Consider the following 15,230-nt stretch of genomic DNA (forward strand, 5'->3'; position numbering starts at 1 on the left):
CGCGGTCAAGGCGTCGCCGGCCCGCTTTCGGGCTGGCCGGCGCGGCGCCGCGCCCCGAGCCAGCGTCCCAGCCTTTGGCCCGGCACTTCCACCAGACGATAGGTGAGCGCCGAGACCGCCACCGTCAGCACCAGCGTCACGAGGAAGCGCAGCGGCAGGTTCTGGGGCATCCGATCCGCGGCGAGCCCGAGCACCGGCATGTGGGCGAGATAGAGGGAATAGGAGATCAGCCCGAGATATTGGATCGGGCGGTTGACCAGCAGGAGGTTCATCAGCCGAGAGCGGCGCGAGCCGAGCGTCACCAAAGCGAAGGCGAGGGCGGAGAACAGAAGAAGTTCGGCCTTGAGCGCGCCGATGACGATGCCGGGCCACGCCGCGACCAAAGGGACGGCGAGCGCGGCGGCCACCAGGGCGGCATCGCCCAGCCAGCCCGGCGCCGCCCATTTCTCGCGGATCCGGAAGGCGGCGATGCCCAGCGCGAAGCACAGGACATAAGGTAGAGGGCTCCACATATAAGCGAGCCCCTCATAGCCCGGCCGCACCGGGATGAGGCCGAGATTGGACAGGCCCAGCCGATAGAGCCCGTATCCGACACCGATCAGAAGCGCGATGGCGCCCCAGGACCGGACCCGGACCAGAACCAGCGGGACCAGCAGATAATAGACCATCTCGACCGGCAGCGACCATTCCACCCCGATCAGCGCATCGGCGATCCGATAATCGAGAAAGCTCAGAAAGGTGAAGTGCATGACGAGGTTGTAGGCATCCACCGGGACCTTGAAGACCTCGACCCAGTGGGCCGGCGGAACGAGGCCGAGGCCGACCAGGGCCAGCCAGAAATAATAGGGTGGCGCGATCCGCCAGAAGCGCCGGGCGAGATAGCGCCGGTAATCCTTGGCTTCGAGATACGAGGCGCTGACGCTGAACCCGGAAATGACGAAAAACACATAGACGCCGCCGCGCCCCGCCATCTCGACGAAATTGTCCCCGGCCACGCCCCAGTCGCGCAGGCCGGCGCCCCCTGCATGGAGCAGGATCACCGCGATCGCGGCCAGCGCCCGCAGACCGGTGATGAAGGTGGTGTCGCCATAATCCTTGATCATGCTCGGGGATATAGCGGGAGAGGCCGGGAAAGCGAAGCGAGGGATTGATCCCTCCGCACGGCACCCGCGAGATGTTTCACGTGAAACATTCCGCGGCGGCTCTCCGCTGCGCGGACTGCGCGGCGCAGGACTTCGCCGCACGACCCCCCGACGCAACGGCCCGTCCGGGGGCGCGCGCCGCGGTCATGTTTCACGTGAAACAGGGCGTTATTTGCCGATGCAGAAGGTCCGGAACAGAGCGTCGAGAACATCCTCGACATCGACCCGGCCGACCACTTCGTCCAACGCCCGCGCGGCGAGGCGCAGGTCTTCGGCGAGAAACTCCTCGGCCGACGCCACCCCCGCCCGCCGCAAATGGACGGCCGCCCCCGCCAGCGCATGCCGCTGCCGCGCCCGGGTCAAGAGCGCGGGCTCGCCGCCGGCCAACGCGTCCGCCCGGGTCGCGATCAACCGCACAAGATCGTCCAGGCCGGCCCCCGTGCGGCAGGAGATCGGAAGAGGCTCGCCTTCCACCATCACCCCGCCCTGCTCCCCGCCTCCGAGATCCGCTTTGCTGCGCACCGGAATGGCGGCGGCGAGACCGTCCGGCGGCGGCGCATCGTCGGGGCTCAGCCACAAAACCACGTCCGCGGCAGCGGCGCGGGAGGCCGCCCGGCGCACGCCTTCCGCCTCCACCGCATCCTCGGTCGCGCGCAGCCCGGCGGTGTCGAGAAGCGTGACCGCCTGGCCGGCGAGCTCAAGATGGACTTCGAGAACGTCGCGGGTGGTGCCGGGAATGGGCGAGACGATGGCGGCCTCCCGGCCGGCCAGCCAATTGAGCAGCGTCGACTTGCCGGCATTGGGCGGACCCGCAATCGCCACCACGAGACCGTCCCGCACCCGCTCGCCGCGCCCGGCCTCCGCCAGAGCGCGCTCGATCTCGTCGAGGAGCAGGGCCGCCTCGGCCCGGGCGGGTGCGCTCGTCTCGCCCGGCACATCCTCCTCCTCGGCGAAATCGACCCCCGCCTCCACCAGCATGAGGGCCCGAACCAGGCGATCCCGCCACCCGGAAACCCGCCGCGACAGCGCCCCGGAGGCGAGCGCGAGCGCCTGGCGGCGCTGCGCCTCGGTCTCCGCCGCGACCAGATCGGCGAGGCCCTCCACTTCCGCAAGGTCCATCTTGCCGTGCGAAAAGGCGCGGCGCGTGAATTCCCCGGGTTCGGCCGGGCGGAACCCCCGCCGCGCCGCGAGCGTTCGCAAAATGGCAGCCACGACGGCCCGGCCGCCGTGCAAATGCAACTCCACGACGTCTTCGCCGGTGGCGCTGGCGGGGCCGGGAAAGAACAGGACGAGCCCGCGATCGAGCGGCGCGCCTTCGGCATCGCGGATCGCACACAGCCGCGCGGCGCGCGGCTGTGGCACCGCGCCGGTCATGTCCCGCGCGGCTTCGGCCGCCGCAGGACCGGAAATGCGCACGACGGCGATTCCAGCCGGCCCTCGGCCGCTGGACAATGCGAAGATGGTGTCGGATGACCGCACGGGAAACCCTCTCCTCCAAGGAGCCGATGATGAGCGAGAATCGCCTGGTCGCCGAGACCAGCCCCTATCTGCTCCAGCATAAGGACAATCCAGTCCATTGGTGGCCCTGGGGACCGGAGGCATTCGCCGAAGCGCGCGCCAGCGGCAAGCCCGTCCTGCTCTCGGTGGGCTATGCCGCCTGCCATTGGTGCCATGTGATGGCCCATGAGAGCTTCGAGGACCCGCTCGTCGCCGGTGTGATGAACGCCTTGTTCGTGAACATCAAGGTCGACCGCGAGGAGCGGCCGGACGTCGACCAGATCTATATGGCCGCCCTCCACCAGCTCGGCGAACAAGGCGGCTGGCCTCTCACCATGTTCCTCGACGCCGACGGCGCGCCCTTCTGGGGCGGCACCTATTTTCCCCGCACGGCGCGCTATGGCCGGCCCGGCTTCACAGACGTCCTCCAACAGGTTTCGCAGGTCTATCAGGAAAGCCCGGACAAGATCCGCCAGAATCGCGACGCCATACTGGCCCGGCTCGAAGCCGCCGCCCGGCCGGAAGGTCAGGCCGCGATCGGATTGCCGGAGCTGGACCGTGCGGCGGTCCAGATCGCGGCGCTGTTCGATCGCACCCATGGCGGGCTGCGCGGGGCGCCGAAATTTCCGCAATGCGGGCTGCTGGAACTGATGTGGCGCGCCGGCGGACGCGGCGTCGATACGACCTTGCGCCCGACCGCCGCCTTCACCCTCAACCGCATGTGCGAGGGCGGCATCTACGACCATCTCGGCGGCGGCTTCGCCCGCTACAGCGTCGACGAGGCGTGGCTCGTGCCGCATTTCGAAAAGATGCTCTACGACAATGCCCAGCTCCTCGAACTGCTGGCGCTCGCTTCTGTCGAGACCGGGGATCCGCTCTTCCTGCAGCGCGCGCGCGAAACGGTCGGGTGGCTCGCCCGCGAGATGACGACGCCGGACGGCGCCTTTTCCGCCTCCCTCGACGCCGACAGCGACGGCCATGAAGGACGGTTCTATGTATGGACCGCGCGCGAGGTCGAAGCCGTGCTCGGCGCCGAGGACGCGGCCTATTTCGGCCGCTTCTATGACGTCACCGCGGAAGGCAATTGGGAAGGCGCCGTCATTCTCAACCGCACCGCGGTCGGCGATGTCGACGCGGCGGACGAGGTCCGGCTCGCCCCGATGCGGGCGGCCCTTCTCGCCGAGCGCGAAAAGCGGGTGCGGCCCGGGCTTGACGACAAGGTCCTGGCGGACTGGAACGGGCTCATGATCGCCGCCCTCGCCCGCGCCGGCAGCCTCCTCGGCGAACCCGGCTGGATCGCCCAAGCGGACCGCGCCTTCGCGGCGGTGGCCCGCCTCATGGTGCGCGACGGGCGCCTCGGCCATGCCTATCGGGACGGCAAGCTGGTGTTTCCAGGGCTCGCGACCGACCTCGCCGCGATGGCGCGGGCCGGCATCGCCCTGCACGAAGCGACGGGAGACCGCGCGCCCTTGGACGCCGCCGAGGGCTTCCTGGACGCGCTCGAACGGCACCATGCGGATCCCGCGTCCGGGGCTTATTTCCTCACCGCGGACGATGCCGACGCGCTCGTCGTGCGTCCGCTCGCGACGATGGACGAAGCCCAGCCGAACTATCACGGCGTCGCCGCCGAGGCGCTTGTGCGGCTGTCCGCCCTCACGGGGCGCGACGATCTGCGGGCGCGGGCCGACCGGATTCTCACCGCTCTCTCGGGGGTCGCCGCCAAGACCGCGCTGGCGCATGGCGCGCTGCTCAACGCCATCGATGCGCGGCTGATATTGGCGGAAGTGGCGGTGGTGGGCGCGGCGGCGGAGCGCTTCGCCGCCGAAGCGCAGCGGATCCCCTTCCTCGATCGGGTTCTCATCCGCGCGGGGGACGCCGCCGATCTTCCGGCGGGCAGCCTCGCCCGCGCTCAGCTGGACGCCGCGCCGCCCACAGGCGCCGCCTTCGTCTGCCGCGACGGGCGCTGCTCCCTTCCCCTGACCGCGCCGGAGCTGTTGGCTGCCGCGTTCGCGCGGTCGACCGGGACGGCCTGACGGCCCCGACACCCTCCGGGATGCGCGACGCGGTCCAATCGCACATCCCGGAGGCGCACGGCGACGCAGGAGACCGAAACCCGACTGAAATGGCCGAAACGGGTCCGAAGACGGCGTCAGCGGAGAATTATGACATCGCCGTCCGAAATAATGCCCGGAAAGGCCCCCTCATCGGGCGATTGCCTCTCGATGAGGTTTGCCTCGGACGAGCCATCGAACGGCCGCTGACAGGCCTCCCCTTCGATCAACTCAAGATTGTGCTTTGATTGATGCCGGGTCGTTTGCGTGTGTCTGAACGACGGCAAAGGTCCGCCGCCGTTCGGCCGCAGAGCCGGGCGGTTCGATTGTCCTCGAGACAGGGCGTGCCGCGCCGGGCCAAACCGGCAACCGCGTCACAGCGGCGAGCAGAGCGCCGTCCTGCTTGCGATCCTCGGGACGCCGCAAGAGATCGAGAATGACGGCCTCGACCACGTCGCGCCAGCCGAACCAGGTCAGGCCGGCGAGCCGCTGGCACAGGGCCGCATGCTGGTCCGGCGCCTCGAGGGCTTCAATCCGTGCGACCAATTGGGCCATGTCGGCAAAATAACAGTCCACGGGGCCGAGGATCTCGCGGGCGACCGGCGCGTCGCGCACCAGGACCGGCGTGCCGTGCGCGACCGCCTCGAGGAGCGGCAGGCCGAACCCTTCGGCGAGGGAACCGAAGAGCAGCGCATGGGCGCCCGCATAGAGGGCGGAGATGCTGGCATCCTGCAGCCCCTCGAACCAGAACAGACGAGTCCCGAGCCAGGGAGAGGCGCGGATGGCGTCGACGATCGGCTCGCTCATCCAGCCGTGCCGACCGGCCAGCACGAGCGGCCGCTGGTATCCGCGTCGCCACAGATGCTCGAACGCGGCGATCGCATCGCCGTGCCCCTTCTTGGGCTCGAGCGTGCCCACCATCAGCCAGGGCTTCTGTGTCAGCACATCCGCGACCGCCGGCAGGACCGCACCCCCGCCCGGTGCCGGAGGGTCGAAGCCGTTATAGGCGACGCTGCCGCGCACCTCGTGCCCCTGCCAGGCGCCGAAGGCGCGGACCTCGGACAGGGTCTGGCGCGAGATGCCGTAATAATGGCTCACCGTCCCGAAGGAGCGGGACAGGCGGCGCGCGAAATCCTGCCGCCAGGGATATTGGTAGTGCGTCGGCATGGTGACGGGCAGGATGTCGTGGACCAGGAACACGATTTCCGCGCCCTGCGCCCGGGCGCGCTCATAGACCTCCATGTCCATGTCGTGCCAATAGCCCGGGCAGAACAAGATGTCCCCCGCCCCGAGAAAGAAGCGCGTGCCCGGCTCGCGCCGGCGGTCGGAATCCTTCCGGCGCAGCGCGGACACCAGGCCGGCGCTCCAGCCGGCGATGGCGCCCATGGCCCGCCGGATCGGCCGCGCGGGCAGCAGCGCGCCGACCAGCTCCGCGCCATGGCGCAGGATGCGCGAGAGATAGCGGACCAGCTCGAGCACCACCTTGAAGGCGAAGCTCGGACGGTCGCGCCGGCTCGCGGGCGCCTCGGCGGGCACCGCGCCGCGCAGATGGTAGATGCCGTCGACGCATTGCGCCGCGACGAGGTCCACGCCCAGCCGCTTTGCGACCTCGGCCCCGTGGCGCACATAATGTTCGACGACCCGGGGGATGCCGGTCTGCGCGGGATGCGGCGTGATGAAGGTGCAATCCACGATGATGCGCCGCACGCGCCCGCTGGGGCCCGCTCCGCGCTCGTTCCCGGTCTCCATCGCCCGCACATCCCTGCCTTGGGCGCGCGCCGCGGCCGCCCGATCCATCACACCCACTCTGTCGCTATATGATTGACGGACGGTGGAGAGTCCCGTGCTTTTTGGCAACAAACTCGCCCATTCCGCCGCACGGGACGGCCGGATGATCAATAGACCGGCGCCGGAACGCCCGATCGGGCGAGGCAGGCCCGCACCAGGGCCGCGCGGGCTTCGCCATGTGCGGCGGGATCGCCCGCCGCCGGCGGAAGCCAGTTCGCGCGCGGCGCGCACGCGGTGCCGAACACCGGATCGGGCCGGCAGGCGATGCCGTTAGTGGTGTAGACGCCCGGCGCCACGAGCGTATTGGCCGAAACGTGGGGAAACGCCTGGAGGGCGAGCGCCGTGCACCGGCGCAGCGCAAGGTCGGCGGCGCGCTGCGCCCCGACAGGGGGCGGCGCCTCCGGCGCACAGGCCGCAAGGCCCAAGGCGGTGGCGGCCGACACGATCCGAAGCCAGGCGGTGCAGGGTCCGCAGCGGCCCGCCACGTCAACTGGAGGCGGGGGTCCAGCCGTCATTGAGCAGGCACGCCCGCACGATGGTCTCCCGGCCCGAGGCATTGGCGTCCTTGGTGCCATAGACCGCCGGGTTCCAGACCTCGCGCGGATTGCAATCATGGCTGCCATGGTCGTTCTTCACGCAGTTCATGCCTTCCCGGGACATGTAAGCGGGCCGCACCATGTAGGTGCTGGGTGCCGCGGGCAGCTGAGCCCAGGCCTGGGCCTCGCAGCGCGTGCGGGCGACGTCGTAATCCGCCTGGCTGGCGCCCGGCTTCGCCATCTTTTCGGGACCGCACGCAGCAAGAGCAACGGCGAGGGAAAGAAAAGTAAGGTAACGTAACCGCATGTCAGAAAGCCTATCCAATAGATGCGATATCTAGATAGACCTTCCGCGCGAAAGACTAAAGACACAATAAAACGGCGCCGCCTCGGGGAGGCGGCGCCGCGACACAAAACCCGGGTGGTGCGGGATCAGGTGTTCATGGAATCGAAGAAATCCGAATTCGTCTTGGTCTGGCGCAGCTTGTCCAGGAGGAATTCGATCGCGTCGACGGTGCCCATCGGGTTGAGGATGCGCCGCAGCACATACATCTTCTTGAGCACGTCGGCCGGCACCAGCAGCTCTTCCTTGCGGGTGCCCGAGCGGGTGATGTCGATGGAGGGGAAGACGCGCTTGTCGGAAACCTTGCGGTCGAGGATGACTTCCGAATTGCCCGTGCCCTTGAACTCCTCGAAGATCACCTCGTCCATGCGCGAGCCGGTGTCGATGAGCGCGGTCGCGATGATGGTGAGCGAGCCGCCTTCCTCGATATTGCGGGCCGCGCCGAAGAAGCGCTTGGGCCGCTGGAGGGCGTTGGCGTCGACGCCGCCGGTCAGCACCTTGCCCGAGGAGGGCACGACGGTGTTGTAGGCGCGGCCGAGACGGGTGATCGAATCGAGGAGAATGACCACGTCGCGGCCATGCTCGACCAGGCGCTTGGCCTTCTCGATCACCATTTCGGCGACCTGAACGTGGCGCGAGGCCGGTTCGTCGAAGGTCGAGGACACCACCTCGCCCTTCACCGAGCGCTGCATGTCGGTGACTTCCTCGGGCCGCTCGTCGATGAGCAGCACGATCAGGAAGCATTCCGGATGGTTGGCGGTGATGGATTTGGCGATGTTCTGGAGCAGAACGGTCTTGCCGGTGCGGGGCGGGGCGACGATGAGGCCGCGCTGGCCCTTGCCGATCGGCGAGACGATGTCGATGATCCGGGCGGAATAATCCTTCTTGGTCGGATCCTCGATCTCCAATTTCAGCCGCTCGTCGGGATAGAGTGGCGTGAGATTGTCGAAATTGATCTTGTGCCGGGTCTTTTCCGGATCCTCGAAATTGATCGTGTTGACCTTGAGGAGCGCGAAATAGCGTTCGCCCTCCTTGGGGGAACGGATCTGGCCGTTCACCGTGTCGCCGGTGCGCAGGCCGAAGCGGCGGATCTGCGAGGGCGAGACGTAAATGTCGTCCGGTCCGGGCAGGTAATTCGCGTCCGGCGAGCGCAGGAAGCCGAAGCCGTCCTGGAGCACCTCGACCACGCCTTCGCCGATGATCTCGGTTTCGCTGGCGGCGAGCTGTTTGAGGATGGCGAACATCAATTCCTGCTTGCGCAGGGTGCTCGCGTTTTCGACCTCGTTCTCTTCAGCGAAAGAGAGCAGTTCGACCGGGGTCTTGGACTTGAGATCCTGAAGTTTCACTTCCCGCATAAGGGAAAGCCTCGAAATTCTGAATTGTACCTGCGGCTTCGGAGGAAGCCGGGTAGATGGGAAGGGGGGATCGCAGGTCTTCAGGAGAGCCGGGCGCTCTGGCTCCGCCTGACGCGCCAACCCGATCTCTGACGGGACCGAGAAGCGAAGCGCGCGCCGCCTGCGTTTGGGAAAGCGGTAGAACCATAGCCGACGGACGCGGCACCGCGCAAGCCCCGCGTGTTCACAGGTGCGATATTGACGCACGGGCAGGGCCGCCCACCGCGGCAGCCGGCGTGGCGGGAGAGAAAAACAATCGTCGTTTCAAACACCTGCGGCGGTCGGAGCACCGCCCCGATCCGCCGCGGGCCATTCCCGTCGGGCAGCGGGAGCGGTGCCGGTCCGCCCTCGTCGAAGGGCGGATCCCCGTTCCTGCCGCCGAACGGCGCCGAATCAGAGAATGCTCGCGCCTTCCTCGAACGGCAGACGGGGCAAGCGATCGAACACCTTGGAGTGGTCGCCATGCCCGAGGGCCACGATGAAATTGGTCTTCACTTTCCCGTCCGGGAAGAATTCGGCATCCAGCTTGGCCGGATCGAAGCCGGACATCGGGCCGACATCGAGCCCGACGGCCCGGGCGGCCATGATGAAATAGGCGCCCTGGAGCGCGGAGTTGCGGAAGGCATGCGGCTCCACCATCCCCGGATTGTTCACGAACAGGTCGCGGAAGCCGGGATTGTGCGGGAAGAGCTGGGGAATCTTGTCGTAGAATTCCAGGTGGTAGCCGATGATGGCGATGACCGGCGCCGCCAGCGCCTTGTGGTTGCTCGGCGAGAGCGCGGGACGCAGCCGCTCTTTGGCCTCGGGCGTGGTCAGGAAGACGATCCGCGCCGGCTGGGTGTTGGCCGAAGTCGGCCCGTAGATCATCAGATCGTACAGCGCGCGCAGTTCCGCCTCGGAAACGGGCTCGGAGGTCCAGCCATTGTGCGAGCGCGCCTTGAGAAAGAGCGTGTCGATGGCAGCCGGGTCGATGCGATAGGTCATGAGATCACCAAATAAGGGCAGCCCGGACTGGGCCTGTCTTGCACCTAAGACGGCGGAAGGCACCTGCCAAGCCCGCGCCTTGCAAGTGTGGGCTTGCGCCGACGCAATAACGTTGCGTCAGAACCTCGTGCGCTCGGGCATGGGGGCGCGCAGGCCCCTGCCGGGGCGAGCGAATTTGCAAGGGTCGCCGCTCGGCTCTGAAAAATCGGCAGAGGCGCGGCGTCGCAAACGCCGCTATGGTCCGGCCGATTTTCCTTTCCGAGCGGCCGATGTCCCCGCCCCCTCCCTCCGCCCTGATCGACGCGCTTCGCCCTGCGGCCCGGAACCTGCCGGAAAGCGGGATCGTCGAGGTGATGAATTACGGACGGCTGAAGGACGGCCTGATCCCGCTCTGGGCCGGCGAGGGCGATCAGCCGACGCCGGATTTCATCTGCGCCGCGGCCGCGCAGTCGCTCGCCGCCGGCGAGACCTTCTATACGTGGCAGCGTGGCCTGCCCGATCTGCGGGCGGCTTTGGCGCGCTACCATGCCCGGCATTACGGCCTCGATCCGGACCCCGAGCGCTTTTTCGTCACCGGCTCCGGGATGCAGGCGATCCAGATCGCCTTTGCCTTGGTGCTGCGGCCGGGCGACGAGATCATCATCCCCTCGCCGGTCTGGCCGAACGCGCCCGCCGCCGCCAGCGCCGCCGGCGCGCACCCGGTCCACGTCCCGTTCCATTATGGGCCCGAGGGTTTCACCCTGGATCACGACCGGCTGGCCGGCGCGATCACGCCGCGCACCCGGGCGATCTTCCTCAATAGCCCGGCCAATCCCACCGGCTTCGTCGCGAGCCATGCCGACCTTAAGGCCGTCCTCGCTTTGGCGCGGCGCCATGGGCTGTGGATCGTCGCCGACGAAATCTATGGGCGGTATCATTTTGCCGGGGGCCGCGCGCCCTCGTTCCATGACGTCATGGATCCGCAGGACCGCATCCTGTTCGTGCAAACCTTCTCCAAGAACTGGGCCATGACGGGATGGCGCATCGGCTGGATCGAAGCCGATCCCGCGCTCGGCCAAGTGATCGAGAATCTGATTCAATATTCGACCTCCGGCGTCGCCGCCTTCATGCAGCGCGGTGCCATCGCGGCGCTCGATGCCGGCGAAGCGTTCGTCGCGGCGCAGGTCGCGCGGGCGCGGCAGGGGCGCGATCTGCTCTGCTCCGCTTTGTCGGCGACCGGACAGGTGCGGCTCGCCCCGCCGCCGGGGGCGTTTTATCTGTTCTTCGGCATCGCGGGCGAGGATGACGTGCGCCGTCTCGGCCTGCGGCTGGTCGACGAGGCGGGAATCGGGCTCGCGCCCGGCACCGCCTTCGGGCCGGGCGGAGCCGGCTTCATGCGGCTGTGCTTCGCCCGCAGCCCGGATCAGCTCGCGATCGCAGCGGCCCGGCTCGCCGCCTGGATCGAGGGCCGGCGCGCCTGAGCGCGCCGGCTCCCGTCATGGCGATCCGCTTCTCCCCCCACCGCTGGCGCGCCGCTCTGGTGCCGACGCTTCTCACGCTGGGCGTCGCGACGCTCGGGGGAATTGCCTTCTTCCTTCTCGCCCTGCCGGCGCCCTGGATGTCGGGGGCGCTGCTCGCGACGACGGCGCTTGCTTTGAGCGGCGCTCCGGTCCGGGTGCCGGAGGCCCTGCGCTTCGTCTGCTTCCTCATTCTCGGCTGTTCGATGGGCACCGCGCTCACCCCCGGCATGCTGGGGCAGGCCGCAACCTGGCCGGTCAGCATGGCCTGCCTCGCCCTCAGCCTGGTCGGCGTCATGGCCGGGGTCACGGTGTTCCTGATGCGGGTCGCCGGCTGGAGCCGGGAAACCGCCTTCTACGCCTCGGCTCCCGGCGCGCTCGCGGCCGTTCTGTCGCTCGCCTCGGCGAGCGGCGCCGACATGCGGCGGGTCGCCTTCGCCCAAGGCGTGCGCCTGTTCCTTCTGGTGGCGCTGCTCACCCAATTGCTCGGCACCGGCGGCACGCGCGGGCCGGCCTTCGCTCCGCCGCCGGCCTCCCCGCTGCTCGATATCGGCCTCCTTCTGGCGGCGAGCCTGGCGGGCGGGCTCCTGTTCGCCCGGCTGCGCGTGCCCGGCGGGATCCTCGTCGGCGCGCTCGCGGCGAGCGGCGCGCTGCATGCCTCCGGCCTGTCCGACGCTCAGATTCCCGACGCCTTGATGGTGCCGAGCTTCCTGGTGCTCGGCGCCGGCGTCGGCGTGCGGTTCCGCGGCACCACGCGCGCCACCTTGCGCGACTGTCTCTTCGCCTCCCTCGGCGCCTTTGTGGTGGCGATGGCGGTCTCGGTGGCCTGTGCCCTGCTCGCCGCCTGGCTCACCGGGGAAGATGCCGGCAAGCTGATCACCGCCTTCGCGCCGGGTGCCCTCGAGACGATGACGGTTCTGGGTTTCGCGCTCGGCTACGATCCCGCCTTCATGAGCGCGCACCACATCTTCCGCTTCGCGGGGCTGTCCGTCGTCCTGCCGCTGGTCGCCCATCTCCTCTTCCAGGCGCGCCCCAAGGACCCGGGGCCCTGACAGCCGCGATCACAATCATGTGTCGCGCCCCTGCATTGCGCCGCAGCATCGGGCGCCGGACAAGGCCGGATCGGCATCTCGGCCGTGGCCGTTTCGGGGATTCCCTGTGCTCTTCTTCGACAATCTCGCGCTCCTGGTCGGACGCATCCTGCTCGCGGTCCTCATCCTGCCCTCGGGCGTGAGGAAGCTGATGGATCTGGCGGGAACCACCGCCTACATGACGCGCATGGGCGTCCCCGCGCCGGACGCGATGGCCGTGGCGGCCGGCGCCGCCGAGATTCTTCTGCCCATTCTGCTCCTTCTCGGCCTCCTGCCGCGCCTCACCGCGGTGCTGACCGGCGGTTTCGTCCTGGTCGCGACCCTGACGGCGCATCGCTTCTGGGAATTCTCCGAGCCCGGCCCGGCCGCGATGCAGCAGATCCAGTTTCTGAAGAATCTGGGGCTGATCGGCGGCACCATGTTCTATTTCGTGGCGGGCGCGGGCGCCTATGCGGTCGGTGCCGGACGCCGGACGCGACGCTGATTACGGCGTGACCCCGTAGCGGTGGAGGCCTGCGCCGTGCGTGCGCAGCCAGGTCTCCGCCGCCCGCCGGCCGGGAAAGATCCGTTCCACGTTCCGCCAGTAGCGCGGACCGTGATTCATCTCCAGCCGATGCGCGACTTCGTGGGCGGCGAGATAATCGAGCACAAAAGGCGGGGCGAGGATGAGCCGCCAGGAGAAGGACAAGGCGCCGTCCGCAGAGCACGAGCCCCACCGGCTCGACGTGTCGCGCAGCGTGACCGGTCCCACCTCCACCCCCAAGGCCGCCGCATGGCGGCGGACGGCATCGAGGAGATCGGCGCGGGCCTGCCGCTTCAGGAAGTCGCGCACCCGCCGCGCCACGTGCGGGGCGTCGCCCGCGACGCAGAGGAGCGCCGTGCCGTCGTCCTCCGTCTCCAGCCAGCAATTGCCGCGTGCGCCGGGACGATGAACGATCCGGTGCGGATCGCCGCGCAGCGGGACGCTGGCGCCGTCCGCAAACGGAACGGGCTCCGGCAGTCGGCACAAGCGGGTGCGGATCCATGCGGCATGGCGCTGGACGAAGGCGTCCGCGGTCGAGAGCGAGATACCGAGGGGAGCCGTCACCGCCACGTCGCGCGTCGCATTGCGCACGCGCAGCGTCATGCGGCGGGCCGTTGGATGCCGGCGCAAGGCAACCTGCAGCGCTTCCCCGTCGAGCTGAAGCTCGATCCATTCCACCCGGGGCGCGGGCGTCTTACGATCCTGTCTGCGGAACAGCATGGGCTGCACGTTAAAACCCGGCGGCGCGAATCTTCGAGGCGAGACTAGAGCACGGCCGCCGCCGGTCGCAGTGCAAAACTTTACGAGTTGAACACAGATATGCGAGCGCCCGCCGCGCGATCAGGAGGGGACGATTCGCGGCCGCAGCGCCGAGATGGACGCGCCCTCGGCCTTGCCGGCCTTGCGCGGGACTTCCTGGCTCAGGATGAAATCCGAGATTCGCGGCGCGATTTCGGCCCGGAAGCGCGAGCCGTTGAACACGCCATAATGGCCGACTTCGGGCTGGAGCCAATGGGCCCGGCGATCGTCCGGCACGCCGGGGCACAGGCGGTGGGTCGCGTAGGTCTGGCCGACGCCGGAAATGTCGTCCTTCTCGCCCTCGACCGTCATCAGAGCGACATTGCGGATCGCGTCGAGCCGCACCGGCTCGCCGCGATGGGTCATCGTGCCTTTGGGCAAAGCGTGGGTGATGAAGACCCGCTCCACCGTCTCGAGATAGAAGTCCGCATCGAGGTCCATCACGGCGAGATATTCGTCGTAAAACTCGCGGTGCTTTTCCGCGCTGTCGCCGTCGCCTTGGATGAGATGGCGGAACAGGTCGTAATGGGCGATCAGATGGCGATCCAGATTCATGGTCATGAAGCCATTGAGCTGGAGAAAGCCGGGATAGACCGGGCGCATGGCGCCGGGATGCGGCCAGGGCACGCGGGTGATGACGTTGCGCCGGAAGAAATCGATGCCGCGCTCGACCGCGAGCTGGTTCACTGCGGTCGGCGATTCCCGCGTGTCGATCGGGCCGCCCATGAGGATCATGGATTTCGGCGCGAACGGATCGCCCATCGCCTCCATGCGCGCCACCGCCATCGCCACCGGGACCGCCGGCTGGCAGACCGCGAGGACATGGCAATCGCCGCCCATGCGGCGGAAGATGGAAATCAGATAGTCGACATAATCGTCGAGGCCGAACCGGCCCTCTTGGAGAGGCACCATCTTGGCGTCGGCCCAGTCGGTGACATAGACGTCGTGGGTCGGCAGGAAGGCCTCGACCGTCCCGCGCAGCAGGGTCGCGTAATGGCCCGACATCGGCGCGACGATGACGAGGCGCGGCTGCGGCCGGCGCGGCGGATGATCAAAGGCGCGCTCGAAATGCAGCAGGCGGCAGAAGGGGCGGACCCAGACCGGATTGATATGGACCGGAACCCGCTCGCCGCCCACCATCGTATAAGGCAGGCGCCAATCCGGCTTGGCGTAGCGCCGCGTCGCGCGCTCGAACAGTTCGAGCCCGGCCGCCACCGACTTGCCCATCGGCGTATGCGCGGCGGGATTCATCGGATTGTTGAAGAACAGCCGGCTGGCATCCGCCATGGCGCGCGAGGGATTGAGCGCCGCGTGCGCCATTTCGTACATGACGTAAAGCGGGCCCGAGAGGGTCGTTCCACTCACGGCCGGCTGCTTCACAGCACCGCCGAATTCACCGATCGCCATTGGCCGATTCTCATCCTCTTTTCGGGCGCCGAGAGTGTCGCGCAAGTGTCAAACGGTCAATCTCAACGAAAGATCCATGAGTTGTTTCGGCCCGTCATACACAAATATGCTTGCGCGAGGCCGACCATTCACTGCCGGATTGTGCAATGCGGCACGCGATCACACGCGTGTGCAGACTTC

Annotated in this window: 13 protein-coding genes; 4 read left to right on the plus strand and 9 right to left on the minus strand. The window is 68.3% G+C overall.

What is annotated here, in order from left to right; genetic code table 11:
• Positions 1 to 5: 5 nt before the first annotated feature.
• Together EDC64_RS06550 and mnmE are read right to left on the minus strand one after the other, a co-directional pair.
• On the minus strand, positions 6 to 1,103 hold the full coding sequence (locus tag EDC64_RS06550; protein ID WP_132030475.1) for an acyltransferase family protein: 1,098 nt from the start codon (positions 1,101 to 1,103) through the stop codon (positions 6 to 8).
• A gap of 207 nt (positions 1,104 to 1,310) precedes the next feature.
• Positions 1,311 to 2,621, minus strand: coding sequence for a tRNA uridine-5-carboxymethylaminomethyl(34) synthesis GTPase MnmE (mnmE, locus tag EDC64_RS06555; protein WP_132030476.1), 1,311 nt, complete (start codon positions 2,619 to 2,621; stop codon positions 1,311 to 1,313).
• Between mnmE and EDC64_RS06560 the strand changes: the two genes are divergently transcribed.
• Positions 2,612 to 4,672, plus strand: a complete 2,061-nt coding sequence (locus EDC64_RS06560; protein ID WP_245504569.1) for a thioredoxin domain-containing protein — start codon at positions 2,612 to 2,614, stop codon at positions 4,670 to 4,672. The two genes, mnmE and EDC64_RS06560, sit on opposite strands and share 10 nt — an antisense overlap.
• A gap of 249 nt (positions 4,673 to 4,921) precedes the next feature.
• Here the strand turns inward: EDC64_RS06560 and EDC64_RS06565 are convergent, their stop codons facing one another.
• The 5 genes from EDC64_RS06565 to EDC64_RS06585 form a co-directional block, all read right to left on the minus strand.
• Entirely contained in the window at positions 4,922 to 6,487 is a 1,566-nt protein-coding gene (locus EDC64_RS06565; RefSeq protein WP_132030477.1) for a glycosyltransferase family 4 protein, read from the minus strand.
• A 98-nt stretch (positions 6,488 to 6,585) separates the two neighbouring features.
• The gene (locus EDC64_RS06570; RefSeq protein WP_132030478.1) at positions 6,586 to 6,921 is read right to left on the minus strand and encodes a hypothetical protein; all 336 of its coding nucleotides are present in this window, start codon (positions 6,919 to 6,921) and stop codon (positions 6,586 to 6,588) included.
• A gap of 43 nt (positions 6,922 to 6,964) precedes the next feature.
• A complete protein-coding gene (locus EDC64_RS06575; protein ID WP_132030479.1) occupies positions 6,965 to 7,255 on the minus strand; it encodes a hypothetical protein in 291 nt (96 codons plus the stop codon).
• Positions 7,256 to 7,446: 191 nt separating this feature from the next.
• Positions 7,447 to 8,712: a transcription termination factor Rho gene (gene rho / locus EDC64_RS06580; RefSeq protein ID WP_132030480.1), complete on the minus strand. Its 1,266-nt coding sequence runs from the start codon at positions 8,710 to 8,712 to the stop codon at positions 7,447 to 7,449.
• A 432-nt stretch (positions 8,713 to 9,144) separates the two neighbouring features.
• Positions 9,145 to 9,735, minus strand: a complete 591-nt coding sequence (locus EDC64_RS06585) for a malonic semialdehyde reductase (RefSeq protein ID WP_132030481.1) — start codon at positions 9,733 to 9,735, stop codon at positions 9,145 to 9,147.
• Positions 9,736 to 10,004: 269 nt separating this feature from the next.
• Here EDC64_RS06585 and EDC64_RS06590 point away from each other — a divergent pair, with 269 nt between their 5' ends.
• The 3 genes from EDC64_RS06590 to EDC64_RS06600 all read left to right on the plus strand — a co-directional run bounded on the left by EDC64_RS06590 (position 10,005) and on the right by EDC64_RS06600 (position 12,806).
• The gene (locus EDC64_RS06590) at positions 10,005 to 11,195 is read left to right on the plus strand and encodes a pyridoxal phosphate-dependent aminotransferase (RefSeq protein WP_132030482.1); all 1,191 of its coding nucleotides are present in this window, start codon (positions 10,005 to 10,007) and stop codon (positions 11,193 to 11,195) included.
• A 17-nt stretch (positions 11,196 to 11,212) separates the two neighbouring features.
• Entirely contained in the window at positions 11,213 to 12,283 is a 1,071-nt protein-coding gene (locus EDC64_RS06595) for an AbrB family transcriptional regulator (RefSeq protein WP_132030483.1), read from the plus strand.
• Positions 12,284 to 12,389: 106 nt separating this feature from the next.
• Positions 12,390 to 12,806, plus strand: coding sequence for a DoxX family protein (locus EDC64_RS06600; protein ID WP_165933662.1), 417 nt, complete (start codon positions 12,390 to 12,392; stop codon positions 12,804 to 12,806).
• On the opposite strand, the gene EDC64_RS06605 is transcribed toward EDC64_RS06600, so the two are convergent.
• Positions 12,807 to 13,565, minus strand: a complete 759-nt coding sequence (locus tag EDC64_RS06605; RefSeq protein WP_132030485.1) for a M48 family metallopeptidase — start codon at positions 13,563 to 13,565, stop codon at positions 12,807 to 12,809.
• 120 nt (positions 13,566 to 13,685) lie between these two features.
• On the minus strand, positions 13,686 to 15,050 hold the full coding sequence (locus EDC64_RS06610) for a polyhydroxyalkanoate depolymerase (RefSeq protein ID WP_132030486.1): 1,365 nt from the start codon (positions 15,048 to 15,050) through the stop codon (positions 13,686 to 13,688).
• Positions 15,051 to 15,230 lie beyond the last annotated feature (180 nt).

Origin of the sequence: Aquabacter spiritensis (genome assembly GCF_004346185.1) — a bacterium.
In the GTDB taxonomy this organism is placed as follows: domain Bacteria; phylum Pseudomonadota; class Alphaproteobacteria; order Rhizobiales; family Xanthobacteraceae; genus Aquabacter; species Aquabacter spiritensis.

What these genes read in the sequence shown, in the direction of transcription:
- EDC64_RS06550 (WP_132030475.1), bottom strand. Translation starts at nt 1,103, where the DNA reads ATGATCAAGGATTATGGCGACACCACCTTCATCACCGGTCTGCGGGCG.
- EDC64_RS06560 (WP_245504569.1), top strand. Translation starts at nt 2,612, where the DNA reads ATGACCGCACGGGAAACCCTCTCCTCCAAGGAGCCGATGATGAGCGAG.
- EDC64_RS06565 (WP_132030477.1), bottom strand. Translation starts at nt 6,487, where the DNA reads ATGGATCGGGCGGCCGCGGCGCGCGCCCAAGGCAGGGATGTGCGGGCG.
- EDC64_RS06575 (WP_132030479.1), bottom strand. Translation starts at nt 7,255, where the DNA reads ATGGCGAAGCCGGGCGCCAGCCAGGCGGATTACGACGTCGCCCGCACG.
- rho (WP_132030480.1), bottom strand. Translation starts at nt 8,712, where the DNA reads ATGCGGGAAGTGAAACTTCAGGATCTCAAGTCCAAGACCCCGGTCGAA.
- EDC64_RS06585 (WP_132030481.1), bottom strand. Translation starts at nt 9,735, where the DNA reads ATGACCTATCGCATCGACCCGGCTGCCATCGACACGCTCTTTCTCAAG.
- EDC64_RS06590 (WP_132030482.1), top strand. Translation starts at nt 10,005, where the DNA reads ATGTCCCCGCCCCCTCCCTCCGCCCTGATCGACGCGCTTCGCCCTGCG.
- EDC64_RS06595 (WP_132030483.1), top strand. Translation starts at nt 11,213, where the DNA reads ATGGCGATCCGCTTCTCCCCCCACCGCTGGCGCGCCGCTCTGGTGCCG.
- EDC64_RS06605 (WP_132030485.1), bottom strand. Translation starts at nt 13,565, where the DNA reads ATGCTGTTCCGCAGACAGGATCGTAAGACGCCCGCGCCCCGGGTGGAA.
- EDC64_RS06610 (WP_132030486.1), bottom strand. Translation starts at nt 15,050, where the DNA reads ATGGCGATCGGTGAATTCGGCGGTGCTGTGAAGCAGCCGGCCGTGAGT.